Here is a 26989-nt window from a genome sequence, read left to right on the forward strand (position 1 = left end):
TATGATTCTTATCCGCTCCCTCTTCATTTTAATCGTGCTGCTTGTTACAGAAACAGTTACAGCAGCCGGTCAGTCTTCTGTCAGTATTGTTCCCCTGCCCGTTCATGTCCGGAAAAATGGAAAGAACTTTCCACTCAGATCCGGAGCAGACTACGAACAGTATCTTTTTGCGAACGAACATCCGGCTTTTAAAGGACTATATACAGGTATCCGTAATCAAGACCCTGTTTTCGACAAACTCTGCCGTCGTCTTGGGTTGCTGAAACAGGATACCGGGAAAGAGGGTTACGAACTGTTGATCGACAATGAGAGGATCGTACTTGTGGCGAATACAGCTCAGGGACTTTTTTACGGTAAACAGTCGCTTAAACAACTTCTCAGGTCTGCCAGGAACAACAGGCTTGAAGGAATGCATATCATTGATACCCCTGCCTTAAAATATCGCGGAGTAATGGATGATATCAGCAGGGGACCTGTTCCCTCCAAAGAATATATGAAATATCAGATCAGGAGAATGTCGGAATTAAAGCTCAATATGTTGTGCTACTATACCGAACACATTGTTCTGACGAAGAAACACCCGGAGTTTGCTCCTCCCGCTGCCGGTATATCTATCGATGAATGGAAAGAGATAGAGGCATACGCAAAAGCGCACTATATTGAGCTTGTACCCAATTTTCAGTCACTTGGTCACGCTGAAAAAGTACTTCAGAACCCTAAATACAGGCATCTTGCGGAGAGCAATACGATGTACTCGCCGGTAAAGGCGGAGACTATACAGTTTATGAACGACATTTACGATGAAATGTGTCCGGCTTTCGGGTCGTCTTTCTTTCATGTAAATTGCGATGAAACCTTTGATCTGGGGCGCGGACCGTCAAAAAAGCTTGCAGACAGTATTGGAGCCGGAAAGGTTTACGCCAATTATGTTAATCAGTTAGCGGATATCCTCAGGAGAAACAACAAGAGGATGATGATGTGGGGGGATGTGGCTCTGCAGCATCCTGAAATTATCAGTCTTTTACCCCGGGATGCCGTAATGATGACCTGGGAATATGGAGACAAGGCCTCTTTTTCGTCTTGGATTGATCCATTTGTTTCCAGCCGGTTAGATTATATGGTTTGTACAGGGGTACTTAATTCCCTGCGGCTGTTTCCTGACTATGGTCAGGCCATCCCTAACATCCGCAACTTCACAAGAGAAGGAGCACAAAAAGGAGCTATGGGCGTCCTGAATACCGTTTGGGATGATGGAGGACTTCACAGTTTTGATCGTGACTGGTATGGTGTGGCTTACGGAGCTGAGCATTCATGGAATCCTAATTCCCGGGATTTGAGCGACTTTGATAAGCGTCTCTCGGCAGGGATATACAGGGGAGAGGGAATGGCACTTTTTAATGCAATACACCTGCTGACGGAAATGGCAGCGATACCGGTTTTGGAGAATATGAACGAACTGGTGTTCTGGAAAACCATTATCCCCGAGCGGGGCAAAACGGTTAGCTATAGTGTTTCGGGTTGGGAAGAAGTTCACGAAATGTGCCTCAGGGTTGACTCATCACTAAAAAGCGGGAAGCCGGTGTATTATAGCCGGGAGTATGCTGCCCTGCAATTTGTATCAGATGAATATAAATACCTTTCTCAAGCCAGGCTAAAATTGGCCGAAGCATCTGAATTCTATTCCGATGCTTGCCGCCTACAAAAGGACAACAGGGCAGAGGCACAAAGGGTCCTGGAAAAAGCCAGGACCAATATTATCAATTGCCAGGCGGCATTTAAGATTCTCAAAAAAGACTTTGAATACATCTGGAACCAGGAAAACCGTCCCTACTGGATTGATTTTGCTACCGATCCTTTCAATAAAGTTGCAGGAGATTATGAAGACCTGATAAAATCGTTCGACCGCTCTGCAGAATATTTCAGCAGGCACCTGCCTCTGTCTGCGCCAACTGACATCAGGTTGGATATCAGCCCTCTTGCCGGAGACTACTTTACCTATTGGTTAATATCGCCACCCTTCAGTTCCGGCACGGGTAACAATTTTAATTCCGATTACCTTAAGAGAATGGGCGGTGAGAGGAATGCAGCTCCTTTCCCGGGTTTCTCCTTTTCTGATGAATCAGGTAAAAATATCAAATGGATGAAATATTCCTCTCCATTATCAGATATTGTTCCCTTAAATGAGGCGCTGGATTCTAAGAAACAATCTGTCGCCTATGCATTTTGCACAATAGAAGCTCCTTCGGATATGAGCGTTACCGTGAATCTTGGAGCCTGCAGGGATATTGAGTTAATCTGTAATGGTCTGTCAGTCTTTAAAAAGCAAGGGAATAAATCGATGCTCGTTGACGAATTTGAATGTGGTCTTAACCTGAAAGCAGGTAAGAACAGGATTCTCGTGAAAACTCAGGGTGACATTGATGGATGGGGATTCTCTTTCAGAATCAAAGATCAGAAAATAAGCAGCAGCAAAAACAGATACCGGCTTGTTTCGAAATCCTGAAGATTGTAAGACTTTCCATGAATAGTACCATTTGTAAGGTAATCAGCACCATTAAAAGAAGGTGTTAAATGGTACTTTTGTATTGTGAAGCATGATATTCCAATTTATGATATTGACAGTCTTTCTGCTTTGCGCAGCGAAGAGATCATGGTCAGCAGGTTTGGTGTTTATTCAAAGAAGCACCACCATTTACACTATCCCCACCGGCACAGTTTCTATCATGTTGTGCTGTTTACCGAAGGCGGAGGATTTCAATTTATTGATTTCGAAAGATTTGAGGTAAAGCCCTGGCAGATCTATTTTATGATTCCGGGGCAGGTGCATGGCTGGAACTTCGACAAGCCGGCAGATGGCTATGTGGTGAATTTTTCTGCCACCTATTTTCAGTCTTTCCTGTTGAAGACAGACTATCTCCGGAAATTTAGTTTTTTCGGTGGATTAGCGAATGAGTCAGTGCTTGATATTCCGGATGAAAGCCGTAAGGAGATCCGCGATCTCTTTGAAGAATTGCTAAAAGCTGTAACCAGCGACAGCCGGTTCAGGGACGACTATACCAGGATACTTTTACTGAAAGCTTTCATTTTAATTTCGGATCTGGTTCCTGAAAAGGATAGTGCATATGTTTCCTCTTACAACTACACCCTGCTAAAGAATTTTCAGCAACTGATAGAAGATAATTATACCGTTCTGCGTCTGCCCAGGGAATATGCGGAGTTATTGTATATCACACCGAATCATTTGAATGCATTATGTAATGATTTACTTGGTATACCCGCTGGTGAAGTGATACGGAACCGGGTAATCCTCGAAGCAAAGCGGCTGCTCGTAAACCTCGATCTGCCTGTGACAGAGATTTCCTATCAGCTGAATTTCAAAGATAACTCCTATTTCTCCAGGTTCTTTAAAAAGTATACCGGTGAAACGCCGGAAGAATTCAGAAAGAACACGTTTAAAAAGTAATGATATGAATACATCAGAAAGTAATGATAAAATGAGTGGCAAAAGGAATACGCAATATTATCCGGCAGGTGAGTTTGCTTCAGCTTTACAGGCAAAGTGCCCGAGATGCCGCAGAGGAGATTTATTTGCCAGTCCGATGTATGGATGGAAAGCCCAGAAGATGCATAGTGAGTGCAGCCATTGCGGAATGAAGTTTGAAAAAGAACCAGGCTACTGGTATGTCTCTATGTTCATTAGCTATGCCATGAATGTTGCAGAGCTGATAAGCCTTGCTGTCGCCTTATATGTGTTTACGGGAAACCTGGAAGATCCTTATCTCTATGTGGGCGTGTTGTTTGCAGGGGTGTTGCTGTTATCCCCCTTTAATTACCGGTACTCGAGGGTCATTCTCTTATACTGGCTCACTCCCGGTTTACATTTTGACCCGGAGAAGAGTAAAGACTAAAGTCTGTTTTGTTCTGCCTCTACATTTGCAGAACAAAACAGAAGAAAGTGGTCTGATAAACGGATACTTATAGGCAGGATTCAGAGGTAACAGTGAGGCCGGACTATTTATTGTCTAAGCAAGCGTTGTATTAGGTTAATTTCTTTTTCAATATTTTCCAGAAGAGATGTCAGATCCATAGAATGAAATACTTTCTTTTCCTCCAGATCCCTGGCGAAGCCGGCCAGAAGAGGGAGTCCAACGGAAACTGCCGTTCCATACATCTTATGTCCAAGTTGATTAATTGCATGCAGGTTTCCCGTTCTGATCTGATCCTTGAGTAAAGTTGGAAACCTCTCCAGTTCAGTGCGTGTGAGCTTAATCACTTCCCTGATCATATCCTGGTTTCCTCCTGCGTAAACTTCTAACACCGCAGAAACATAATGTTTTTTGTCTTCCGTTTGTCCGGTAGAGGGAAGTTCAGATTTCTTTGCTGCCGGAATATTCAGCCATTTGAGAAGGACACCGGCAATTGTCTCCTCTACAACTGGTTTAACGATAAAATCATTCATGCCGGAAGCCAGGCATTTATCTCTTTCACTTTTCAGATTGCCTGCAGTTAATGCAATGATACACACTGCCTCTCCATCAGGCAGAGAACGGATGGCTGAAGTTGCCTCGTATCCGTTCATTCCGGGCATTTGAATATCCATTAATACAATATCGGGCATTCGTTCTTTACATACATTAAGCGCTTCGACTCCATTAACCGCTTCGATAATAGTTGTAGCAGGAGCTATCCGCCTGAGTATCGTGGTGGCCAGCAGCATATTGACTGCGTTGTCCTCTGCAACCAATACAGAGAATTCACCTTCTGCGGTTTGCGGACCTGTCGTATTACTGCAGGCTGATTGATTGTTCAGTTGATGCAAACGGCTTAAACTAAGGTATAGATCCTGCATTTTAACCGGTTTGAGCAGCCGGTGATTAATGTGAAGCTGTTCTGTCTCAAGTATTACCTGCTCATTGTCAGACGAGCTGGAGAGCAGCAAAACCGGTGATGCTGCTTCTGCTGCGAAATTTTCCCTGATCTTGCGGATTGTCTCCAGTCCATCCATCAGCGGCATTTGATAATCCATTAGAATGGCATCAAAAGTGTTGCCCGCTGCCAGCAGCTGGAGAGCTTCGAGCCCGTTTTTAGCCGGTACACTTTGAATATTTTTTAATAAGAGCATCTGCTGTAAAATTTCCCTGTTGTGATTGTTGTCATCCACTACAAGAACATTTTTAATACGGTCCAGCCCTTCCCAGATAATTGGCTCTCCCGAGGCGGATTTTACGGTGAGGTCGAAGAAAAAAACACTCCCTTCTCCTGGCTTGCTACACAGCTGCAGGCGGCTGTTCATCATCTCCAGGAGCTTATTTGAAATAGTGAGACCGAGTCCGGTACCTCCGTATTTCTTTGTAGTGGAACCATCTTCCTGTGAAAAGGCTTCAAAGATCTTCTGCTGTTTCTCCGGCCGGATTCCAATGCCTGTATCTCTTACTGAAAAGCGGATCTTCGAATGGTTGTCGTCTGGCTGTCCGAGCGATTCAATTTTAAGCTCTATCTCGCCTTTCTCCGTAAATTTAGAAGCATTTGACAGTAGATTGATCAGAATTTGTTTCAGTCTGATAGAGTCTGTCCAAATAAAGCGTGGCAGCTCAGGAGAGATGTCAAGCAGCATTTCCAGTCCCTTATTCTGTACCTGGAACGAAATAATATCCGTTGCCTCCGCACTCATTTCGAAGATATCATACCGATCGATATCAAGTTCCAGCTTACCCGCTTCAATCTTGGAGAAGTCCAGAATATCGTTTAATACATTTAGCAGGGCTCCGGCAGACTGGTTCACGATAGTCAGATACTGTTGTTGTACGCTAGAGAGTTTGGTTTTCAGCACCAGATCTGTAAAACCGATCACCCCGTTAAGAGGTGTACGGATTTCGTGGCTCATGTTTGCGAGAAATTCAGACTTTGCTATATTGGCTTGTTCTGCCTGTATTTTTGCATGTTTCAATTCCTCTCTTTGCGAAACCAGGGACGTTACGTTTTGGGTGCTGATCATCATGCCGCCGATCTCTCCGGTAAGTTCAAACCAGGGCCGCATTTCCCATGCCTGGTATTGAACGGACGAGAAAGGGGGAAATGAGAAAGCTTCTTCGTCGGCATGCTCCACCGCTCCGCCCAATACCCGCCGATGCCGCATTTTTCCTTCTTCCGTAATAAAAGGAAACAACTCATAATAAGATTTGCCGGGCGTGTAGGTTTCCTGCAAATGATATTCCTCAATCCACCGCTGGCTGGCTGCTATATACTGCATTTCTTTATCGAGCATGGCCACTGCAACTGGTGCATGTGTAACAAACGCTCTTAAAATGGCCTTTGACCGGCTTATCTGTAACTGGGTTTTCTTTTTCTCATCAATATCCTGAAATGTTCCGTACAGTCGTTTGCATCTGCCGCCGGCGATTTCTGCAGTTCCAATAGCTCTTACCCAGCGACTGGTGTTTAGGGATGTAACTACTTCCAGTTCAAGATCCCACCCTGCACCTGTTTCCAGTGCCCGTGTAACAGCTTCCGTTATCGCATTCCTGCTTTCTCCTTCTTTGTAAAAGTTAATCGCAGACTGCAGGTCGGGCTGATAATCAGCAGGCACGCCATGGATCTCTTTAGTGACCGGGCTCCAGTAGAGCCTTCTGTCTTCCATATCAATTTTCCAGCCGCCTACCCGCGCCATCCGGTTGGTATTCTCCAGCATTTGTCGTGTTTCTTCCAGGTTTTTCTCAAGGATGTATGTTTCAGTAACATCCCTTCCCACAGCGAAGAAATTCATTGTCCTTGGTTCCGGACTAGCTACCCATTGGATATACCGGTATTCTCCGCTTGCAGATTTTATCCGGATGGTAAAGTTGATAATGGTTTCTCCCGCGCCGATCCGTGCAACCTTTTCGCTGGTAGCTGCCCGGTCGTCAGGATGGATTGGCGCGTAAAATGACATCCTGTACACTTCTGGCGGATAAATACCTAAAAGTTTCTGAAGGGCCGGATTTATACGTTTAAAATAACCCTCGGTTCCTGCTACGCAGATCAGGTCTGAAGATAATTGAAAGAGCTTTTCAAAGTTGCGGAGTTCTTCTTTTTGCCTGCGTTCGGTAATCAGGGTCATGACCTCTTTGGCAAGCAGCTCGAGAGCCGTTTTTTGATCATCACTCAGTTGTCTGGGAGTCCAGTCGATGACACAAAGGGTTCCCAGATTATATCCCTGCGAATCCGTAAGGGGATATCCCGCATAAAAACGGATACCCGTTGGCCCTGTTACAAGCTCATTATCCTCAAACCGCTCGTCCTTTGTAGCATCCGGAACTTCAAAGAGTGCATTGTCCATGATGGTATACTGGCAGAATGCAAGCTCCCGTCTTGTCTCGCTGATATCCAATCCCACCCTTGATTTGAACCATTGTCTGTGTTCATCCAGCAGACTCACCAGGGATACAGGCGTTTGACAAATCAGGGTGGCGAGCCTCGTAATCCTGTCGAATTCATCTTCGCTGAGAGTATTCAGGATTTCATAGTTTGCCAGTGCCCGCAGACGGTCTTCTTCATTTTCCGGAACTGGAAGGATCTTTTTCTTCATTACCTAAATATTTTATGCCGGAATAAACCCAGGATACATTTCTGCAGCGATGTTCGTATAGGCTAAATATATAAAATATATACACCATATAACAGGGGCTTTATTAAAAGCAGGTTTGATGCTGAGAAGGAAAATGTATGTGAAATATCTGCGATCTGACGATGTATATTTGAATATTATGAATGTGGAAGAAAGTCTCAATAAGAACAGCATCGAATTAGCAAACAGGTTCAGGGAAGTTATCCTGAGCGGAACCTGGATTGCCAATACAAACTTTAAAAATGAACTCATTGATGTGAATTGGGAAATTGCCGTAACTCAATTTCAAAACCTTAATACCATTTGTCGTCTTGCTCAGCACGTTCACTACTATATTGCCGGAATAAAAAGCGTCCTGGCGGGCGGTCGCCTTAACATCAGTGACAAATACAGCTTTGATTTTCTTCCGGTCGCTTCCCAGTCTGAATGGGATGATTTTCTTTGGGAATTCTGGAAGGATGCAGGTGATTTTGCAAGTTTGGTGGAACAACTATCAGAACAAAAGCTTAACGAAGTGTTCGTAGAAGAGAAATATGGCACATACAAGAGGAATATTGATGCGATGATTGAGCACAGTTATTATCATTTAGGGCAAATAGTCCTGATTAAAAAAATGCTTATTGCCGTGGATCTTAAATCCAGGTGATTGCTGCCGGGAGGCGGCTTGTTTGTTATTCCTTTTCATGTCGTTTTATTGTTGTGTAACATTTTTTTATCTAATCGAAAAATTGGGTATACTTGAAAAGAAATGTAATGAAAACGCTTAATGATCCATAAATACTTCCGTAAATTTCTATTGCTCATCTTCATTAAATTAACTCCACCCCGTTACGTTTTATTCATAAGTTACTTAAATTGAAGCAGCCAAGCTCCATTTTAGCCTTCGGGCGGGTGATCAGCGGGCCGTCAGCAGACTTCGCCCTGCCTGTAAGAATATTCCATTCCGTGTTGGTGATCTGCATGTTCGCACTGGCTTACAACATACCCTTTAACTGGTATGTAGGGCTGCCAGCTATTGCTCTTGTAAGCGGTGTTACTTTAGTCGTCGTCGCTTTTGTTTACTATCTGTCCCGTTTTCTTCATTATACACGAGTTGCACGGACAATTTTTTGTATCAGCGGAACATCTCTTTTCGTAGTCAATTATTTCCTCAATTCAGGCATTGACGGGCCTACCGGCTTTTTCCTGATATTGATGATGGTTGTCATGGTAGCAATTGTGCCGGTACGGCAATACTGGATATGGGTAAGCAGTACCATTCTAATTGCATTGAGCCTGCATTATCTTCAATATACCAGACCTGATCTCGTGCCCTATACATACGCCTCAAAAAAGGATCGGTATATTGATATATCTTCAGCTTTTCTCACGGTTGTTTCAGTCATCCTGCTTTGCTTCTATTTCATAAGAAGACGATATGACATGGAAAGAAGGGATGCACTGCGGAATGCTGCCCGTATGAAAGAACTGGATCTGGAGAAAAATAAGCTTTTTTCTATTATAGCGCACGACCTCAGAAGTCCGCTTTCTCATATTCAGAATTTTCTGGAAATGCTGGCGGAATATGATTTAACAGAGAAAGAAAGTCAGCAGATACGGGAAGAGCTTATGTTGTCTACCCGCCGTACACTTGAGATGCTCAATAATGTGCTTCACTGGTCGAAGAACCAGATGAGCGGATTTAAGATTGAAAAGGATACGATTAATATCTTGCAGGTATTGAGCCCGCAGTTGCTATTATTCAGAGACATAGCGGCAGCAAAAGGGATCAGTTTGGATCTGAAGATAGAGGCCAATCTCACACTGGCGGCTAACTCGGATATGCTGCAGGTAATTGTCCGGAATCTGATAAACAATGCAATTAAGTTTACAGCCAGCGGAGGAAGCATCACGGTGTTTGCAGGTTACGTTGATGGTCAGTGCCGCATCACTGTCAGTGATAGTGGAAACGGGTTACCTGTGCATTTATCTAAAGAAATTTTTAGTCTTAGCATTTCTCCGGGTTTAGGTACAGCTAATGAGAGGGGTACGGGACTAGGGCTGACGCTTTGCCGGGAGTATACGGAATTACTCGAAGGACGCATATATTTTAAATGTGATCCATACAGCGGCACCACATTTTTTGTGGATTTTCCCGCTGATGAAAAAGGGAAGGAGGCAATGCAACAGCTCGAAACCGGTCAGCATCAGGCATGAAAAAATATTCGTTAGTTTTTTAAGAGAATATAAGCGCCGCTCATTTTGTCGTATCCCATTCCGTCGCGCATTTTTTTACCTTTCAGGTCTACTTCATGTCCGAAAAAATCCTGTTTGCCTAAAGACGCGTAAGACGCATGAGTGTTACACCAGATTACTACTGATTTTTGCTCTGCAACTTTTTCCAGATCGATATTGGTTTTCTTAAGTCCCAGGAGCAGGTAGATATCTTTAGTATGATACCCGCTATTCAGGGATTCAATGGCATTTGTAAAGTTTGAAATACATGGAGAGCGTTCTGTTATTAATACTCTTTTTGCCATTAATGAATATATGATAATAGCAGATCTGTATAAAGCGGATGTATCGGATTTCGTCACTATTCCCGATAGTTTTTTCGCAATATCTATTTCAGAAGAAGAAACGGATAATAGCATACCATCATTAAAGGTCACCATAACACTATCTTTGACCTCGATCTTTTTGAAGATGTTCTCTAAAGTTCCAAATGCACTTAATGATGCCTTTATTAAGGCAATTGATGCACAGTTCCCGGTTCTTACAGTGTTGCTGCACTTTCTAAAGCTTTCAGAAACTATTACTTCGCCCTGCCTGAAATCTTCAATTAATAAGGCATTTGTTTGCGGGAATGAATTTAAACAGAAAAGGAGCAGAGAGGTAAATGTGATCAGTCGCTTCATCCGGTAAAATTTCCGGAAAATTAGGAAGCCTTATAGGTTCTTAAAATAGCTACAACTAGCTATTTAATGAGCTTATCTACTCCATTATTTAAACCAGAATGGCGTTTGACCACTCACTCGGCGCCTTACCAAATTTTTTCTTGAAGGAATGTGAAAAATGAGAAAGGCTTTCAAATCCAAGCTCCAGGTAGATCGAAGATGGTTTCCTGTTTTTCTTCTCCAGAAGATGACGGGCTTCTGTTAACCTTTTTTCCTGGAGCCAATGTCGTGGCGCCATTCCGAATATTTTCTGAAAATCCCGTTTGAAACCAGCCAGGCTTCTTCCTGTGAGCTGAGCAAATTTTTCAACCGGTACATTGAAATGAAAATTACGGAGCATGAATTTTTCCAGATCAATCTTATGAGGTTCTGAAAAGTCGAACAGGAAGTCCCGGAGCTCAGGCATAGTACGGAGCAGGAGGTATACAGCCTCTTTCACTTTTAACATCCCGAGTTCTTTGGAGATATTTTCCTCTGGACGGCGAACGTAAGGGATTACTGACTGAAAGAATGCATGCAGGAAATCATCTTTGGGAATAAGAACATTTGGGAGACCTGTATATTTTAACCCCGTTGCTATCTGCTCTTCCAGTGCAATCTTCCTAAGCAGGTCATCTTTCAGGTTGATGATGATAGTTTGATATTGTTCATTATCAAGAGGTGTCTTCGTTATTTCTGCGAGTTGATTTTTCTGTATCAGCATCATCTCGCCACGGTTCATCGAAAGTTTTTGGCCTGCAGTTTCAATGGTAAAGCGTCCCGAAACCTGTAAGACAAGTATGTTATTTTCCAGGAATGCTATTTTCTCTTTTCTCAAATCGCAGAGATAAGAGAAAAAAAGCACTCCCGGGATTATTTCAGTTGGATGAGTCACTATGTAAAGATATAAAATTAAGATGCATATACTTCCTTCTATCTTTGCAGGTAAGTGCTTCCAACTATTGCACCTGGTGCAAAATGTTTATTAAGAATGTCTGTTTCTTCTGGTGAGAACCTGATCTCCATGGCCTGAAGATTTTCCGGCAATCTGGATCTCCGGCTCATGCTTACCAGAGGCATGATATGATCGCCCTGGCTGTTTACCCAGGCAATGGCTAACTGCGCAGTGGTGTAGCCCTTGTCTGCTGCCATTTGCTTTAGCACTTCTACCTTTTCCAGGTTCTTTACCAGGTTTTCTCCCTGAAAACGCGGAAAGTGGCTTTGGTAACTATCAGCTGGCAGTGGTGCCTTCATCTGGCCGGTTAGCAAACCTTCAGCTGTGTTGGCAAAAGCAACCACACCTATACCCAGTTCCCGGGCAGCAGGAAGCAACCCGCTCTCAATTTGCCGGTCTGCCAGGGAATAGCCGATTTCCAGCGCAGCCACCGGATGAACGCTGTTTGCCTTGCGCAGTTGTTCCGGAGTAACCTCAGATACACCCAGATGACGCACCTTTCCCTCCTTGATCAGGTCGGCAACAGTCCCGATCACATCTTCAACCGGAACGCTGTTATCAAGTCTGCACGGCTGATACAGATCAATTGTATCTATCCCCAGGCGTACCAGGGAATAATTGATGAAGTTTTTGATCGCTATCGGGCGCAGGTCCAGTCCAAGCCACTGGCTTCCGTAAAAGATCGCCCCGAATTTGACACTTATAAAAACCTCGTCTCTTCTTCCTTTTATCGCTTTGCCAACCAGTAATTCGTTGTGACCGCTTCCATAGAAATCACCCGTATTTAAGAAATTGATGCCATTGTCGAGTGCAGCGTGAATGGTAGCGATACTTTCGTTTTCGTCATTTGCCGGGCCTCCCCAAACAGGAGACATACGCATACACCCTAATCCGAGTTTCGAAACGACAGGCCCGTTTTTGCCCAGTGCTATTTTTCCTATTGTAGTCATAGTTGTGATTTTAAGTAATTAACAATACAAAACTCCGGTTTGCAAGCACAACCTGCTTTCCTGTATAGCTCAATTTACTTGTCCGAACAGCTCAATAACAATAGACGAAATCGTGTTCTAAAGGAGAGGGCAGAGGTATCCTGCCCAATCAGGCATCGGGTATTTCAGGTTCCACCAGCTTGATCAGTTTCTCCAGAGACTCCTGCCATCCCAGATAACACATTTCAACCGGGATTACTGAAGGAATGCCTTCCTGGAGCACTTTCAGTTCTGTACCCACTAATGTCTTTTGGAACCATACGGAAGTGATGATAGTTCCGGGAAGGTTGGGATCATCAAACTTGTCTGTATACTTCAGGAAGTCTGCCGGCCTTACATCTGTATATTCTCCGCCGAAGGAATGACTATTGCCGGTTGAAAAATTCTGGAAAGACATTTTAAAAGTGCCGCCTGGCCTGACGTCCATATCGTGCACAATACAAACAAAACCATAAGGGGGCAGCCACGCAGCGATGGCTGCAGCTTCAGTAAAGGCACGGTACACTTTTTCAGGAGATGCCTTGATAATTCTGTGTAATGAAACTTTGTTGTCTGACATAGAGGAATACGTTTAATGAGGTACTGTTTGGGTGAATTGATTTTCTTTAACAAATTTGCACTAAATAGCAGTAACAAAAGGAGGGTGTATGCGACAATTTATAGTGTATTCGCGACAAAAGTCTTTGTTTTAAGGCTTTCACATTACTCCGTTACAATCCCTTCCCGCTGCCAGCGCCTAACACCTCTTCCAGTTTCTGACTGAGCGCTGTGCCAAAAAGGTTTTTGCCGATTATTTTACCTTGGGGATCAATCAGGAAATTCTGAGGAACGGCCTGCACACCATAGAGCAGCGCCGCTTCGCTATTGAAACCCTTCAGGTCTGAAACATGCGGCCACTCCTGAAGCCTGTCCTTCTGTATTGCTTTCAGCCAGGCCTCCTTCGTACTTTGGTTGTCAAGAGAGACGCTTACCACTACGAAGTTCCGCGAACGGTAATGCCGGAAATTGGCCGCCACATTTGGGTTTTCTCTCCTGCAGGGGGCGCACCAGCTTGCCCAAAAATCCAGCAGCACATAGTTGCCGCGGTAATCCGACAGGTATAAAAGCTTACCGGCCGTGTCCGGCATCGAAAACAACGGCGCCTCCCTGCCCGATGCAGACCTCATCACGTTGTCTACCCTGCGTTTCAGATCCATTGCAGAAGGCAAAGATTTCACTGTATCACTCAAGCTCTGGTATGCCGAATCCACTCCCCCGGGATTTGTGATGACACTACCCGCGTACCAGCGCAAAGGGAGTAAGGAGACAGGTGAAGAAGGATGCTCCAGTACCCAGTTCTTACAAATCGTATTAGCATAAAAGGCCTCCGTCTTGTTGAAATCCGCGGCTGCATGGTGGTATGCCAGGGAGTCGCGGTGCTTATCCAGTTGCGATACTTTGATTGCCGCCACAATAATCTGCTGATCATAAAAGCGCTTTACCTCCTGAAAATTACGGTAATCTTCGCTGAAAGATCCTCCTGTCTGAGAATATATATTCAGCGAATCCGCCGGTACAATCCTTATTGACCCCGCTGTCAGGTAAAAGCTTAAGCGATCCCCGTTATTTACACGCCCCCGGTACAGGCGGCGTTTCGTGCTAAGAAAGGCTTCCTGCGGCTCATCGATCATACCCGTAAACTCAACCAGGTTGTTTTTCACCACAGCGCTGTCCACCCGTGTCACCCGCTCGTTCCCGGCAAAAGCATCATACCAGAAATAGATCATTTCAGGATGGCCCTTCACCTGATGAAGATCCAGCACCAGGCGGTAACGTCCGGCCATAGCCTGCTGTCCTTTCACCATTGTGAAGGGCAGTGCCAATAACATCAAAACCAATATCTTAAAATTTCTTCTCATGGTGATTCGTCTGTAAGTTTAATATCCCGCATTCTGTACAAGGTTGGGATTTTTGGAAATCTCTGCTGCCGGCACGGGGTACTGTGCAGCCGCCGGCTTCCACACGCCCGGTTTTTCCGTACCGAGCACCGCGTCCAGCCGCCCCGTTCTCTTCAGATCGAGGAAACGATGTCCCCATTCACAGAAAAGCTCAGCACGCCTTTCCTGTTCAACCGCCAGGAGCAGCGAGGCTTTATCTGAAGCCGTTGTGTTCTCAAGCCCTGCCCGTTTCCGGATGATATCGAGATCTTCCCGTGCCCCAGCTAGATCACCCAGTTGCGCCTCTGCCTCCGCCCGGATCAGGTATTGTTCCGCCAGACGCAATACCACATCGAACTGCCGGCCGCCTGATAATGCAAAATACTTTGAGGGGTAAGGAAAACCGCCTGAGGTAGCGATCCAACTGGTTTTGCGTTTGTCTTCACGCTCAAACGAATTCAGCAACGGAGCCGCGATGATAAACTGCGGCTGCGTCCCCTGTGCGGGTACAAAGTTTTGGGCAATAGCAGGGAACCCCGCGGTCTTCGAGTCATATTGCCAGATTGCCTCCCTGCTGTTCGCCAGGAAAACGGCATTCAGATCTGTCAGGATATTATAATTGCTGCTGGCGATCACTAAAGCCGACTGCGTCCGGGCATTCTGGTAATCCTTCATATAGAGATATACCCGGGCCAGTAATGCCCGGGCGGCAAATTGGTTTACCCGCACACGCGCACCACCGGAAAGAGAATAATCAGCAGGCAAACCAGCCGCAGCATCCAGCAGGTCCGCGACAATTTGCTGGTAGACTATTTCGGCTGATGTCTGCGGGGCAAAAGCTGTTACATCTGCATCGGTAGTAGTTATCAGTGGGATACTGCCAAACTGGTTGATCAGGTAGAAATGGCAGAATGCCCTGAAAAACTTAGCCTCTGCTGCCGCCTGCAGTTTCGCTTTCGGAGAAAGCGCGGAAGAGGACTCTACGCCATTTATAACAGCGTTCGCTTTATAAATGGTGGCATACGACTCAAGCCAGATATTGCCCAGAGGCTGATCGGCAGAAGTCAGTGCATTACCCTGATATTGCGGGTAACTTACATTTGTCAATTCATCACCGTATAAGCTATTGAGATAAGTCAGTCCGCCGCTGTAGGCACTTCCTTGTGAATACATGGCAATAAGAGCAGCGTTCACCGTTACCGAATCGGAGAAAACAGCTGAAGATGTAAGCGTATTTCTTTTCGGGCCGACATCGACCAGCTTATTACAACCGGAGCAAAAGATCAGCACCATCAGAGGAAACGCAGCCACGAGGTTTTTATATTGAATAATATTTTTCATGTTCTGTTAAAATGAAGCTTGTAAACCTAAAGAGTATAGTTTTAGTGGAGGGATAGCTGTTCCCTGGGTTTCCGGATCGAAGCCGATATAGTTGGTGACCGTCCAGAGGTTCTGCCCCCTCAGGAAAATGTTGAGATTTTTAACCCCGATGCGTTTCAGTCCATGTGTGAATTTATATGTAAGGGACAGGTTTTTCAGCCTGATGAACGACGCATCGCCCACCGTCTCATCCGATAACTTAAAGTAATTATTATAGGCCTGGGATGCTGTGGAACCGGCTAAAGTGCTGTAGTTGAAATTATACTTGAGGATATCCTCCGGAAGGTTATAATTCCCGCCCGGTGCGGGGAAGCCTATCGTGTTCAGGTAACTGTAGATATTGTAAGCTCTTTGTTTTACGAACTGGAACAGGAAATCAAGCTGGAAGTTATTAAACAAGATGCTGTTATTAAGACCGCCGTAGAATTTCGGATCTTTAGTCCCGAGGATATCAAAATCGCCCTTATGATTTGCGGCCAGGCCGGTACTGATGGTGCCGTTACCATTAAGATCGGCTACTGTCGGAAGGCCATTCTCTATACCAGTATACCGGTATCCCGACAGCAGGTTAAGTGAGTAACCGACGGCATAGCCTTGTGTAAAATAACCCGTCGAATACGGCGCTGTCTCCAGTCCCGGATAAGCAAGCAATTTATTCCGCGAAACGGTGAGGTTGGCCGATGAAGACCAGGTAAGACGCCTGGTCCTTACATTCGTAGTATTTAGTTCCAGTTCAATCCCTTTGTTCTGCACCAGCGTACCGGACAAGTTCCCCATATACCCGGTAAAGCCGGCCTGGGAGGCCAGGGGAACACTGTTAACGAGCAGATTGCTGGTGCGGTTTCGGAAAAACGTCCCGCTTAAGGATATCCTGTCTTTAAGAAACCCCAGGTCGAGTGAAAGATTGAATTTTTTTGTGATTTCCCAGGAGTAGTAATTTTTGTTCTCAATGCCCGAAGGAGCAAGTCCGGTTTGACCGTTGTAGGATGTGAAGCCACTCTGGTAAACCGGAGTGTAGCCATAATCATTGATCTGGTCGTTCCCGACGCTTCCATAACTGCTTCTTAACTTTCCAAAGCTGAGCCAGCTTAAGTGCTCCTTAATAAAGTCTTCCTCAGAGAAGATCCAGGCGGCGCCCATACTCCCGAAATTCCCGAAACGGTGGCCCGGAGAGAACCTGGAGGAACCGTCCCGGCGGTAGTTCCCGCTGATGATGTATTTACCATCCCAATTATAGCTTAGCCGGCCAAATACAGAAACGAACCTGGACTCGATAAAACCGTTGGCACTGATCAGAGGCGTCACGCTTCCAAGATCATTATACAGGGCATCGTTCTTAAACGAGCCGAGCAGAAAAAAATCCTGATCGTAGTTTCCTTTCTGATACGTTCCGCCCGCTAATGCATCGAGCTTTCCCCCGAACAGCGTAACACCATAGTTAAACTGTGGCTCGATTACCACCAGGTCATTGCTTGTGCTGATCTTTGTTACCTGCCCTGTTGCCGATGCAGCGTTCGCCGGGTTCTGCGCAGCGATCAATGAAGCTGTGACCGAATTTACACTGATCCGGTTATACCCCAGGTCCGTCTTAAAACTCAGTCCCGGCAAAATATTATATCCCAAAGTGGCATTAGCCAGCAGGTTGTTCGTCTTAACCGAATAAATGTTCTTCAGCGCAGCAGCCGGATTCGTATAACCGGTATACCAGGCAAGTCTGCCGTCAGAAGTATAAAGTGGGAGATTCGGCGGTAATGCATAAATCTGGTTTACAGATATGGGAACAATATTATTGTCGTCCTTGGTAAAACTTGCGGAAGTATTGATATAAAACTTATTTCCCGGAACATGATGCTGCAGGTTATACCGTACCTCAGTTCGGTCGTCTCCCGAATTACCCGGCAAAATCGTTCCTTCATGACGGGCATTCGCGCTGACTAAAAACAGGGTGCGCTCATTACCACCCGAGAGGGTAGCGGACGCATTGGTAAAATGACCCGTATTCCCGAAGAAGATATCCTGGAAATCATTATCAGCGCCCGTATTGAATGAGGTAAGGTCTGCCGCGTTTCCAGCAGCAGGTGTTATTCCGTCGTTTTTAAAAGCCTGCTGACGAATCGCCAGATATTGCTCCGTGTTAAGCATCGGAAGCTTACGGCTGATCTCACTCAGCCCGCTGTAGACTTCGGCTTCCAGTTTCGTGTTTCCCGCTTTTCCCTTCCTGGTGGTGATCAATACCACTCCGTTCGCTCCCCTTGAACCATATATTGAGGTGGCATCAGCATCCTTCAGGACATTAATGCTTTCAATGTCATTTGGCGACAAGGTGTTCAGCGGACTGAGTCCAAGTCCTCCAACTATCGGTGGCGCACTGGTGCTTGCTCCTGCCGTAGCTTCTATCGGCTTGCCACCAAATGGGATACCGTCGATGATATAAAGAGGAAGCTGGCCGGCAACAATACTATTCTGACCCTGGATCGAAATTTTAAAGTTAGACCCGGAAATGCCGCCTCCCTCGGTTACCTGCACGCCGGCCATCCTCCCGGACAAGGTCATGACAGGATTTGAAACCGGCTGCTTTTCTATATCCTGTGCTTTAATTGTTGCTACCGCGCCGGTAGCCAGACGCCTCGTAGTGGTGCCATAGCCGATTACCTTTACAGCGTCGAGGTCTGAAACATTTACCTCCATGCTGATAACCGGCATTTCAGCCCTTGCTTTAACCGAAGTCGTTTTGTAGCCTATAAAGCTAAAGAACAGCTCGCTCCCTTCATTCACATTCGTGATCATGTACTCTCCGTCTGAACCTGTTATAACGGCCCGGTCTGTTCCTTTAACAGTTACAGTAACACCTGGCAAAGGCTGTCCCTTCTCATCTACCACCTTCCCGCGGACATCCATCCGTTTAATCGCCGCTAAGGATTGTTCCGCTGTCTCCTGTGAACTTTTTTGCTGCAATAAGATAGTCTTACCGGCAATTTTATAGGTCAGGGGAACCGAACGGAAGCAAAGGGAAAGCGCATCTTCTATCCCGGCATCTTTCACCCGGATATCTACTTTCTGCTTCACATCTTTAGAATCATAGAAAAAAACGTAACCCGACTGCTTCTCAATAGAAGCCAGCACCTTCTCCAGCGGGGCATTCGTTTCGTCCAGGGTGATCCTTTGGCTGTATCCTCTGGCACTGGCCTGTACCAGGGCCACGATCATCATCAGTGTAGTCAGCTTCATAACAAGCACAAGTTTGGGGGGAAGCCATGCCTGGGGCATAGCTTTACAGAAAGCATTAAAAATCATTACTTTTGTGAAGTTTGGGTTAATACAGAAATAGTTGACCAAATTGTTTTACCGATTTTTATCGGAAGGGTTAGCCCGGACGTTTACGCAGAAGTGCTTCGAACCACTTCTGCGTTTTTTTTTCCGGCCCCCTGATTTACTCAGGACTGTTGTCGTAGATATATATTCATAATTCTAAAGATTAATTAATTGCTTAAAATTCATGGCATCACAATGATCCTTTTTCCTTCAATCCTGAAGCGGATCTGTTTATAACTCAATATATCTGAAACCTGCAAGGCGCTGATATTCCTGTAGATCTTCCCCGAAAAACGGCGTTCTGTTACCTTACCCTCATAGCTGATATCAACATCATACCATCGTGCCAGCTGCCGCATCACCGTTTTTATATCGGCATCCTCGAACCGGAACAAACCCTGATGCCAGGCAATGGCTTCATCCATGCTGGCATTATCTCTCACGCTGATCCTCCTGTCATCGTTCTCCGCCTGCTGACCGGGCTTCAAAACCACTTTATCTGTAGCATCCGACACCTTAACACTTCCCTCAAACAGCGTCGTCTTTACATCTGGTTCATCCGCGTAAGCGTTAATATTAAAACGGGTGCCCAGCACTTCCACTACCTGGTTGCCGGTCTTTACCCTGAATGGCTTCGCTCTTTGATGAGCTACCTCAAAATAAACCTGTCCGGAGATCTTGACCTCCCGGGTACTGCCGGTAAAAGCCACCGGGAAAGTGATTGAAGACGCGGCATCCAGCCACACCTTTGTTCCATCAGGCAAAGTCAACGCATACTGCCCACCACGGGGAGTGGTCAGTGTATTGTATTCAATTTCACCGGAGGTTTTTTCCTTAACTGCATTGTAAATAAGCTCCTTGCCCGACCGGATATTGATATGCGTGTTGCCCTGCCTGGTTAACAAACCCGATCTTGCACCACTAATGTTCATTTGTGTTCCGTTGCCCAGGGTAAGGACTGCCTTGTCGCTGCCCGGCGCCACATCACCTGCTATACTTTTTCGAGGCTTCTGAGGCGTTTCCTGCTTATTCCGGAAAATCCAGGTGCCGAAAGCAAGCAGGAAAACAACCGAAGCTGCTACAGCCATGCGGGGCCATACCGGAACGGTCCGGGCCATACTTTTTGCGCTGCCACTATGAGCGATCAGAGCCTCCCGAATGTGTTCAGCCTGCTGACGTTTGCTTATCTCACTTACTTCCGGCAGGCCTTCCATCTCATATTTTGCATACCAGGCCTCAAGCAATGCCCGTTCTTCCTCTGTCGCAGTTCCCCCAATATATTTTTGCAGTAAATTTTCTGCCTCTTTTCTTTGAATCATCATGCCGGGAATTAAACCTAATTATATACATGACAATCGGATCAGGAGCATACTGGTATTGCTTTCTTAAAAAAAATTATAAAATGAGTGTCTCTTAGCCAGACGGGCTATAAAAGAAGTAAAGAGAAGAGTGAGCCCAATCGTAAACGAAGGATTTTCAGGGAATTACGGATCTGCGTAGTAACAGTCAGCTCTGATGTGCCAAGCTGCTCCGCAATTTGTTTGTGAGTAAGGCCGGCGTTGCGGCTTAAAAGGAAGACTTCGCGCATGCGTGCCGGTAAAGCTGCAATTTCCCTTTCAATTAGCGCTGCAAATTCCTTTTCCCTTACGATCAGGTCGGTGGTATACTCACTGCTGTCGATGAATTCCTGTAGTGACGTAAGGTAATCTGCCTCCCGCCTTTTTTTAACATAAACGTTAAAGACGCGGTTACGAACCGCTGTAAAAAGATAAGCGGACAAACCTGTAGTAATATTCAGAGACTCTCTTTTATTCCATATGTATATGAATAATTCCTGGATCAGGTCTTCCACTTCATTCATATCTCCCAGTTTTCTGAAAGCGTGCTGTTGTAAGACAAATTTATACCGGTCATAGATCTCCAGATAGGCTGCCTGTTCGCCTGCTTTTAGCAAAACAATCAGTTGTTCGTCAGAAAGGGTGCTTGATTCTCTCAATTTATCGCTCGTAAGACGAATATATGAAAAAATGGAGCGGATTAGGAATCTAAATGTGAGTCACGGCGATTTTTTACCTTTATTTTTCTTATTAACGCATGTTAATATAAGTTCCTGAACTATCCCCCGCTGCGTGGACTGTTATTGCAATGCACTTTTTGCTCCCGCTATCAATATCGAAGGCAATCCCATTATTAATGTCGTCAAAAACCTGAACCCTTTTCTGCCGCGTTGAAGCATTGTCTACATGTTTTAATGAGTAATTCTTCTCTATTGCCGCAAGGGCAGTCCCGGTGCTTATACCATCTTTGGTTTTAAACCATGGTGAATTCACCATAATCATTTTTATGCGGCTAACATCTTCATTACCCATATTTCTGCGCGCAAAAATGGCAGTGCGGTAACGGTTGGCGTCTTTGCTGTACCAGGCCATAAGGGCACTGCCCATGGCCGCATCTGAAGAGTCCGGACGTCCGAGTCTGGCAACGGCGCTGTCAACAGGTAAACCGATAGTCAAATGTGCTATACCCTCGCCCGGTATAATCAGCTGACCGGGAGATATTTTTCCATTGATCTCAGCACTGTCTGTTGTACCTGAACCTGCAGCCGATTTACCTGCAGGATTATTACACGAGAATAATACCGGAAGCAACATTATTAAAAAGCATTTCTTCATGGCATACATTAATGAAAGTATTGATAACCATTAAATGCCTGTTTTGTTGCTTTTGGATAATGGAACTGTAAGAGTTCGCATGGTGCTTAAGATAAATTAACAATTAAGGCCTCTCCGAATGTGTTTCAGGTTCTTGTGAAAGTAATATTTAGTATTGTAGACTTAACAAATAAGTCACAAATAGACACATCAAATCTTTCTCGTTTCCAGTTCCTTTTCTATTTCTTTCTCCAGTATCTTATTGTTTTTAGAATTTCCAAGGATGAAAAATGTCAGTATAAGAGGAAAGAATGTAAAAAAAGTAAAACCGTTCTTTATCGCACTATAAGCCACAATTCCAACAGTAAATCCTATCATTGCCCCATCCATAATTTTGTTGCTTTTTAATTTTTTTAGCTTCTCCTGGAGCTCATTATCGCTCAGCTCTGATAGATTTTCAATCTTCATGTGTTATGTTGTTTTCTATTTGCGGAACTATCCTGATTCTTTCATCCGCTTTCGCTAATATAAACATAAACAGCAAGAAAAGTCTCCTCACAAAGGCAACTTCCATTTTACAGTTGCTTCACAGCCTGGGATCATATTTTAAGAGATTCTTTCAAACGGCAAGGGATCAACTAATTGGGGGAGGAAACACTCAACGAAATAAAAGACTTTGCATTTGCGAAGGTTTTTTATTTGTTTTACCTGTAATCAAAATGGATAAAAAACCTAAAAAAAAGCCGCCTTTCGGCCTCATTTTATTATTCGGTACTCTGCTATTCGGTCTCGTTATCGGCTTGGGAATATTATCCCGCCGGGAGAATACTCTTAAAAGAATAGATATAAGTACGCCCACTGCGAACTCCGGATCAAGCAAAATTACACCTATCCAGCCTTATGTTCCCTCAGATCTGGAAAATATTAAAATCGATAAAGAAACTTTCAGGGCAAAGTTGAGATCGTGCTATAAAAAGAAAGATGAGTTTGAAGAAATGACCTGGTATTACGATCAGTCTTCGCCGAAGTTTACTAATGCAAACGCTATAGAGTGTTATATTGGAAAAGACGCAACTAAAGTATTCTTAAGGTTCAGAGTTCAATATCTTTCTGATGACTGGCTTTTTATTGATAATGCCATCTTCAATATCGACGGGGTGAATTTCGACTACATCCCGGGTAAAGTTGAACGGGATAACGGGGGTGGAGATATTTGGGAATGGTTTGATGAGCCTGGTGAAGGACAGGCCTTGTTAATACTATCAAAGCTAGCAAATGCACGTTCAGCGAAGGTGAAGTTTAATGGGCATCAGTATTATAACATCAGGCAAATTTCAAGCCGTCAGCGCCAAGCCATAAAACACGTACTTCAAGTTTACAAAGGGTTTCTGCTGCACTATGATAAATAAGCTATTGCTTTTTTAATAATAAAATTATTAAGCGTGTACCCGGAGCCAGTCGCCCCGCATGCGTAAACGTCCAAACAGCATAGTCAACAATTAGCTGCAAGTGGAATCGCGCAATTTTATCATATTATTTGTAATTGGTCTAAATAAGTTATTTCTTTGCGGCATAGATCAACCTCATTACAATGAAAATAGTATTACTCTGGATTTTCTTTCCCCTGTTTTTAGTTTTTATTTCACTTCCATTATTTGCACAGACCACAGCAACTGTGCGCGGACGTATCACTACCTCAGACAACAAACCCATTGAATATATCAGCGTGGCATTGCAAGGAACAGGCAAGGGCGCGATGACAGATGCCCGTGGTTTCTATGAAATTAAGCAGATTCAGCCAGGCAAGTATCAGATTATTGCCAGTGGCCTGGGCTATAAGAAGGCCGGACGGGAAATAACTGTCCTTGCCGGGCAAAATATAGAGATCAGTTTAACTTTGGCTGAAAGCGAAACTCAACTGCAATCTGTAGAGATTACCGGCCGAAAAGAACGCACTTATAAAACGAAAGCAACCTTTATCGGGAACAAAACACAGACCGATATAATGGATTTACCACAATCGGTTTCCTATGCCAGTAAGGAACTCATGGCTGACCAGGGTGTTGTCCGGACCGGTGATGTTGTTAAAAATTTCAGCGGTGTTAATCAGTTTACTTTTTATGATGACCTCACCATCCGTGGGTTTCGGGTGAACGGTCAAAGTAATACCCAGTTATTGAATGGTTTGCGCACCAGTACAGGGTTTTGGAAGCAGCCCTTAACTAATTACCTGGAGCGGCTCGAAGTTCTGAAAGGCCCTGCTTCCGCTTTATATGGCAACGCCAGTCCGGGTGGAGTGGTAAACCGTGTCACCAAAAAGCCGCTCGATGAGAACCGTAAATCTGTTAGTGTATCACTGGGAAGTTTCAACACGTTTCGCGGGTTGGTAGACTTCACCGGGCCGGCTACTAAAGACAGCTCCTTACTTTACCGTCTCAATCTGGGCTATGAGGATGCTAATTCCTTCCGGGATCTGCAATTCGATAAGAACCTAATCGTTGCACCTTCGTTATCATTCATACCGGATGAGAAAACCCGGATTAATTTCGACCTGGTATATAATAGTTCCCGCAGCCGTCTGGATCGCGGGCAGGCAGTTATTGGTAATAATCTGAATTCAACACCGATTTCCCTGGCGTTAAGTACCCCTAATGACAGGCTTAATGAAAATACCTATATGGTAACATTTTCCCTAAGCAGGCAACTCACGGATAAATTAAATTTCAGTGCATCTTACCTCAAAACCGGTTATAATGAGGACCTTTATGAGCATCGCAGTGCCAATGCTTATGCTGTTGATAGTTTAGGCAAGAATATCCCAAACCTGGTTGCAATGCAGATATTTACCCGTCAGCGTAAACGGTATATTGACAATTTTTCCGCATTTCTAAACTATACCGGCAAAACAGGGGCAATTGAACACAAACTGGTTGCCGGTTATGATTACGGAAGTGAGAAAACTCCGGTAGGAGCTTCACAGCTTACTGCTTCAGGTTACAGGAATGTACTCAACAATGGTTTTATAGCTTCTTATAAAGTAGCAGACAGTCTGAAATATTTATTCGATAAAAAAGGCATTCCGGTACCTAATGTTCCCAGCTTTGACCTGAACAACATCCGGGCTTCCCAACAACTGCAGGATGACAGCAAAGCATTTTATACTGTTGCAAGCATCGCACCTGCCTACTATTATCTGAACGCAGGCTATATCCAGGACCAACTGAAATGGAACCGGTTACAACTATTACTGGGCGTACGGTATGAGTATTACACAGACTTTAGCAATTATGCAGCTCCTAATGAGGTGAAGACTCATTCTCATGTCTGGTTGCCAAGGTTAGGCGCCGTTTACTCGATTCTGAATAATCTAAATGTCTATGGATCCTATGTGACAGGCTATAATCCACAAAGTGCATCCACATTGGCTAATCCGAATGCCGGTGGTCCATTTGACCCTTTAAAAAGTGATATGATTGAGTTCGGAGCCAAAGGGAATTTCCTGAATGACCGTTTAGGTATCACGACATCGGTTTATCGCATTGAACAAAACAACGTCCTGTACCCTGCAAATGTTGAAGGCAAGCCCGACTTGCTTAAGCAAGTCGGTGTGGTTTTATCCAAAGGTATTGAATTTGATGTGACGGGACGTGTTACGCCTTACTGGAGCATGATCGCATCCTATGCATATAATAGGTCTTATATTTCCGAGAGCCCGAACGCAGCAGAGGAAGGGATGCAGAACCCGAATGCGCCACGTAACCTTGCGAATATATGGACACGTTACAATTTTAGTTACGGTTTACTGAAAGGCCTCGGCATAGGAGCGGGAACCAATTATGTAGGTAAACGTACCCTTTCACTCAATACGACGCAAAGTATTCCTGAGTACATGCTGGTGAATGGAGCCCTTTATTACACGGTAGGTAAGATCCAGCTGCAGTTCAATGCTAATAATATCACCGGTAAAAAATATTGGGTTGGTGGATATGATTACATTCGCCTGTTTCCGGGAGCACCATCGAATTATTTAGCGACTTTAACTTATTCCTTCAATTAATATGAACTGGAGGAAGGTCAAGGCTGTAGCAGCATGGCTGCATTTATGGATCGGACTGACTACTGGTGTAATAGTGGTCATCGTATCAGTTACCGGTTGTATACTCGTTTTCGACCAGGAACTCTTTGATCTCTTCCATCCGGATTTAGTAAATGTTCATGAAACAGGCCCAGTAAGGCCTGTTTCTGAGTTACTGGGAAATGCCCAAAAGGTAATAGGGCCGGAAAAGCCTATTACCGATATCCGGATCAGCGGGACAGGGAATAGCTACATTTTCACCGCTTCTAAAGTTAATGCACGTAAAGATATTACCTGGAGCTACTTCAGCCAGTTTAAATATTATGACGATATTTATGTAAATCCTTATACCGGTAAGGTGCTTGGTATAATTGACACAAGGTACGAGTTTTTTAACTTAACAGAGCAGCTTCACAGACAATTGTTGCTGGTCAAACCGATTGGAAGTTTTATTATCGGCTCCTGCATTCTGCTTTTTCTGGTTATGCTGGTTACTGGGTTTATACTATGGCTCCCTAAGAATATCCGGCAACTGAAGAAAAGTCTGTCGATAAAATGGCGGGCGAGATGGAAACGTGTAAACTATGACCTGCACAATAGCATCGGATTCTATGTGTTGCCTGTGGCGATGATCATTGCCATAACCGGATTAACCTGGTCGTTCAAATGGTGGGAGAGAGGTATTTACAAAGCACTCGGTTCATCGAAGCCTGTTGTTCTGTTACGTAGCGCACCGGCTCTCATAACCGCGGATACAACCGGCAATCACCTGGATGAGATATTGGATCATCTGATGTTTAAGCTAAGAGGTGATTATAAAGTCATTGGGTTAAATTTGCCGGAAGGCAGCAACCACTCGCTTATGGCCTTTGTTTATCTTAAAAACCCGACCGACGGATGGCGTAATATCAGCTATTATTATTATGACGCGAGAACGGGGAAACAATTTGATCAGATTGAGCATGCCGGCAAGCCCCTTGGTTTAAAATGGAGAAACTCGAATAAGGATATTCATACAGGACGGATCTATAATCTGCCAACTCAAATCCTCGCATTTCTTGCCAGCCTGGTATGTGCAACCTTACCTATTACAGGATTTTTGATATGGTGGGGAAAAAGAAATAAAAAAGGACGGAAGACCAGATACAGAAAAGCTACACACAGATCAAAGGTCCGTCAAAGTCTCGGGTGAT

At 44.7% G+C, this 26989-nt stretch carries 20 protein-coding genes; 8 read left to right on the forward strand and 12 right to left on the reverse strand.

The features are described 5' to 3' along the window. Position 1 precedes the first annotated feature (1 nt). The 3 genes from DDR33_RS06435 (at position 2) to DDR33_RS06445 (ending at position 3908) form a co-directional block, all read left to right on the forward strand. Entirely contained in the window at positions 2–2503 is a 2502-nt protein-coding gene (locus DDR33_RS06435; RefSeq protein WP_109414950.1) for a family 20 glycosylhydrolase, read from the forward strand. 84 nt (positions 2504–2587) lie between these two features. Further along, positions 2588–3463, forward strand: coding sequence for a helix-turn-helix domain-containing protein (locus DDR33_RS06440; RefSeq protein ID WP_109414951.1), 876 nt, complete (start codon positions 2588–2590; stop codon positions 3461–3463). Between the two features lie 4 nt (positions 3464–3467). After that, positions 3468–3908: a DUF983 domain-containing protein gene (locus DDR33_RS06445; protein ID WP_317047419.1), complete on the forward strand. Its 441-nt coding sequence runs from the start codon at positions 3468–3470 to the stop codon at positions 3906–3908. A 107-nt stretch (positions 3909–4015) separates the two neighbouring features. On the opposite strand, the gene DDR33_RS06450 is transcribed toward DDR33_RS06445, so the two are convergent. Then, the gene (locus DDR33_RS06450) at positions 4016–7564 is read right to left on the reverse strand and encodes a response regulator (protein WP_109414952.1); all 3549 of its coding nucleotides are present in this window, start codon (positions 7562–7564) and stop codon (positions 4016–4018) included. 118 nt (positions 7565–7682) lie between these two features. Between DDR33_RS06450 and DDR33_RS06455 the strand changes: the two genes are divergently transcribed. Both DDR33_RS06455 and DDR33_RS06460 read left to right on the forward strand, forming a co-directional pair. Next, positions 7683–8249 (forward strand): DUF1572 domain-containing protein, encoded by a 567-nt coding sequence (locus DDR33_RS06455; protein ID WP_238387696.1) that lies wholly within the window; start codon positions 7683–7685, stop codon positions 8247–8249. Positions 8250–8458: 209 nt separating this feature from the next. Beyond that, positions 8459–9799: a sensor histidine kinase gene (locus tag DDR33_RS06460; protein ID WP_146198711.1), complete on the forward strand. Its 1341-nt coding sequence runs from the start codon at positions 8459–8461 to the stop codon at positions 9797–9799. Between the two features lie 11 nt (positions 9800–9810). Here the strand turns inward: DDR33_RS06460 and DDR33_RS06465 are convergent, their stop codons facing one another. From DDR33_RS06465 to DDR33_RS06515, 11 genes are all read right to left on the reverse strand, one after another. Then, positions 9811–10500: a hypothetical protein gene (locus DDR33_RS06465; protein WP_109414954.1), complete on the reverse strand. Its 690-nt coding sequence runs from the start codon at positions 10498–10500 to the stop codon at positions 9811–9813. An 88-nt stretch (positions 10501–10588) separates the two neighbouring features. Next, on the reverse strand, positions 10589–11356 hold the full coding sequence (locus DDR33_RS06470; protein WP_238387697.1) for a helix-turn-helix domain-containing protein: 768 nt from the start codon (positions 11354–11356) through the stop codon (positions 10589–10591). A gap of 95 nt (positions 11357–11451) precedes the next feature. Further along, the gene (locus DDR33_RS06475) at positions 11452–12423 is read right to left on the reverse strand and encodes an aldo/keto reductase (protein ID WP_109414956.1); all 972 of its coding nucleotides are present in this window, start codon (positions 12421–12423) and stop codon (positions 11452–11454) included. A 148-nt stretch (positions 12424–12571) separates the two neighbouring features. Then, positions 12572–13021, reverse strand: a complete 450-nt coding sequence (locus DDR33_RS06480) for an SRPBCC family protein (protein ID WP_109414957.1) — start codon at positions 13019–13021, stop codon at positions 12572–12574. A gap of 151 nt (positions 13022–13172) precedes the next feature. After that, positions 13173–14360: a TlpA disulfide reductase family protein gene (locus tag DDR33_RS06485; protein ID WP_109414958.1), complete on the reverse strand. Its 1188-nt coding sequence runs from the start codon at positions 14358–14360 to the stop codon at positions 13173–13175. Positions 14361–14378: 18 nt separating this feature from the next. Continuing rightward, positions 14379–15719 carry a RagB/SusD family nutrient uptake outer membrane protein gene (locus tag DDR33_RS06490; RefSeq protein ID WP_109414959.1) on the reverse strand — a complete coding sequence of 447 codons (1341 nt, stop codon included), beginning with the start codon at positions 15717–15719 and terminating at the stop codon, positions 14379–14381. A gap of 6 nt (positions 15720–15725) precedes the next feature. Further along, positions 15726–18986, reverse strand: coding sequence for a SusC/RagA family TonB-linked outer membrane protein (locus tag DDR33_RS06495; RefSeq protein WP_158280654.1), 3261 nt, complete (start codon positions 18984–18986; stop codon positions 15726–15728). Between the two features lie 266 nt (positions 18987–19252). Then, positions 19253–20392, reverse strand: coding sequence for a FecR family protein (locus tag DDR33_RS06500; protein WP_109414961.1), 1140 nt, complete (start codon positions 20390–20392; stop codon positions 19253–19255). A gap of 104 nt (positions 20393–20496) precedes the next feature. Further along, positions 20497–21066, reverse strand: a complete 570-nt coding sequence (locus DDR33_RS06505; protein WP_109414962.1) for an RNA polymerase sigma factor — start codon at positions 21064–21066, stop codon at positions 20497–20499. Between the two features lie 91 nt (positions 21067–21157). Beyond that, a complete protein-coding gene (locus DDR33_RS06510; protein WP_146198712.1) occupies positions 21158–21742 on the reverse strand; it encodes a hypothetical protein in 585 nt (194 codons plus the stop codon). Positions 21743–21931: 189 nt separating this feature from the next. After that, positions 21932–22189 carry an FUSC family protein gene (locus DDR33_RS06515; RefSeq protein WP_109414964.1) on the reverse strand — a complete coding sequence of 86 codons (258 nt, stop codon included), beginning with the start codon at positions 22187–22189 and terminating at the stop codon, positions 21932–21934. 251 nt (positions 22190–22440) lie between these two features. On the opposite strand from DDR33_RS06515, the gene DDR33_RS06520 reads away from it, so the two are divergent. From DDR33_RS06520 to DDR33_RS06530, 3 genes are all read left to right on the forward strand, one after another. Further along, positions 22441–23130 carry a hypothetical protein gene (locus tag DDR33_RS06520; protein WP_146198713.1) on the forward strand — a complete coding sequence of 230 codons (690 nt, stop codon included), beginning with the start codon at positions 22441–22443 and terminating at the stop codon, positions 23128–23130. A gap of 182 nt (positions 23131–23312) precedes the next feature. Then, complete coding sequence (locus DDR33_RS06525) at positions 23313–25778, forward strand: TonB-dependent receptor (protein ID WP_109414966.1); 2466 nt, start codon at positions 23313–23315, stop codon at positions 25776–25778. Position 25779: 1 nt separating this feature from the next. Continuing rightward, on the forward strand, positions 25780–26988 hold the full coding sequence (locus tag DDR33_RS06530) for a PepSY-associated TM helix domain-containing protein (RefSeq protein WP_109414967.1): 1209 nt from the start codon (positions 25780–25782) through the stop codon (positions 26986–26988). The last annotated feature ends 1 nt before the right edge of the window (position 26989 follow it).

It is taken from the genome of Pararcticibacter amylolyticus, assembly GCF_003130405.1.
In the GTDB taxonomy this organism is placed as follows: domain Bacteria; phylum Bacteroidota; class Bacteroidia; order Sphingobacteriales; family Sphingobacteriaceae; genus Arcticibacter; species Arcticibacter amylolyticus.

Bases quoted from the DNA above. Each gene is read 5' to 3' on its own strand.
- DDR33_RS06450 (WP_109414952.1), bottom strand. From the start codon at position 7,564: ATGAAGAAAAAGATCCTTCCAGTTCCGGAAAATGAAGAAGACCGTCTG.
- DDR33_RS06455 (WP_238387696.1), top strand. From the start codon at position 7,683: ATGCTGAGAAGGAAAATGTATGTGAAATATCTGCGATCTGACGATGTA.
- DDR33_RS06465 (WP_109414954.1), bottom strand. From the start codon at position 10,500: ATGAAGCGACTGATCACATTTACCTCTCTGCTCCTTTTCTGTTTAAAT.
- DDR33_RS06490 (WP_109414959.1), bottom strand. From the start codon at position 15,719: ATGAAAAATATTATTCAATATAAAAACCTCGTGGCTGCGTTTCCTCTG.
- DDR33_RS06515 (WP_109414964.1), bottom strand. From the start codon at position 22,189: ATGAAGATTGAAAATCTATCAGAGCTGAGCGATAATGAGCTCCAGGAG.
- DDR33_RS06445 (WP_317047419.1), top strand. From the start codon at position 3,468: ATGAATACATCAGAAAGTAATGATAAAATGAGTGGCAAAAGGAATACG.
- DDR33_RS06435 (WP_109414950.1), top strand. From the start codon at position 2: ATGATTCTTATCCGCTCCCTCTTCATTTTAATCGTGCTGCTTGTTACA.
- DDR33_RS06500 (WP_109414961.1), bottom strand. From the start codon at position 20,392: ATGATGATTCAAAGAAAAGAGGCAGAAAATTTACTGCAAAAATATATT.
- DDR33_RS06480 (WP_109414957.1), bottom strand. From the start codon at position 13,021: ATGTCAGACAACAAAGTTTCATTACACAGAATTATCAAGGCATCTCCT.
- DDR33_RS06525 (WP_109414966.1), top strand. From the start codon at position 23,313: ATGAAAATAGTATTACTCTGGATTTTCTTTCCCCTGTTTTTAGTTTTT.
- DDR33_RS06530 (WP_109414967.1), top strand. From the start codon at position 25,780: ATGAACTGGAGGAAGGTCAAGGCTGTAGCAGCATGGCTGCATTTATGG.
- DDR33_RS06510 (WP_146198712.1), bottom strand. From the start codon at position 21,742: ATGAAGAAATGCTTTTTAATAATGTTGCTTCCGGTATTATTCTCGTGT.
- DDR33_RS06520 (WP_146198713.1), top strand. From the start codon at position 22,441: ATGGATAAAAAACCTAAAAAAAAGCCGCCTTTCGGCCTCATTTTATTA.
- DDR33_RS06495 (WP_158280654.1), bottom strand. From the start codon at position 18,986: ATGAAGCTGACTACACTGATGATGATCGTGGCCCTGGTACAGGCCAGT.
- DDR33_RS06485 (WP_109414958.1), bottom strand. From the start codon at position 14,360: ATGAGAAGAAATTTTAAGATATTGGTTTTGATGTTATTGGCACTGCCC.
- DDR33_RS06475 (WP_109414956.1), bottom strand. From the start codon at position 12,423: ATGACTACAATAGGAAAAATAGCACTGGGCAAAAACGGGCCTGTCGTT.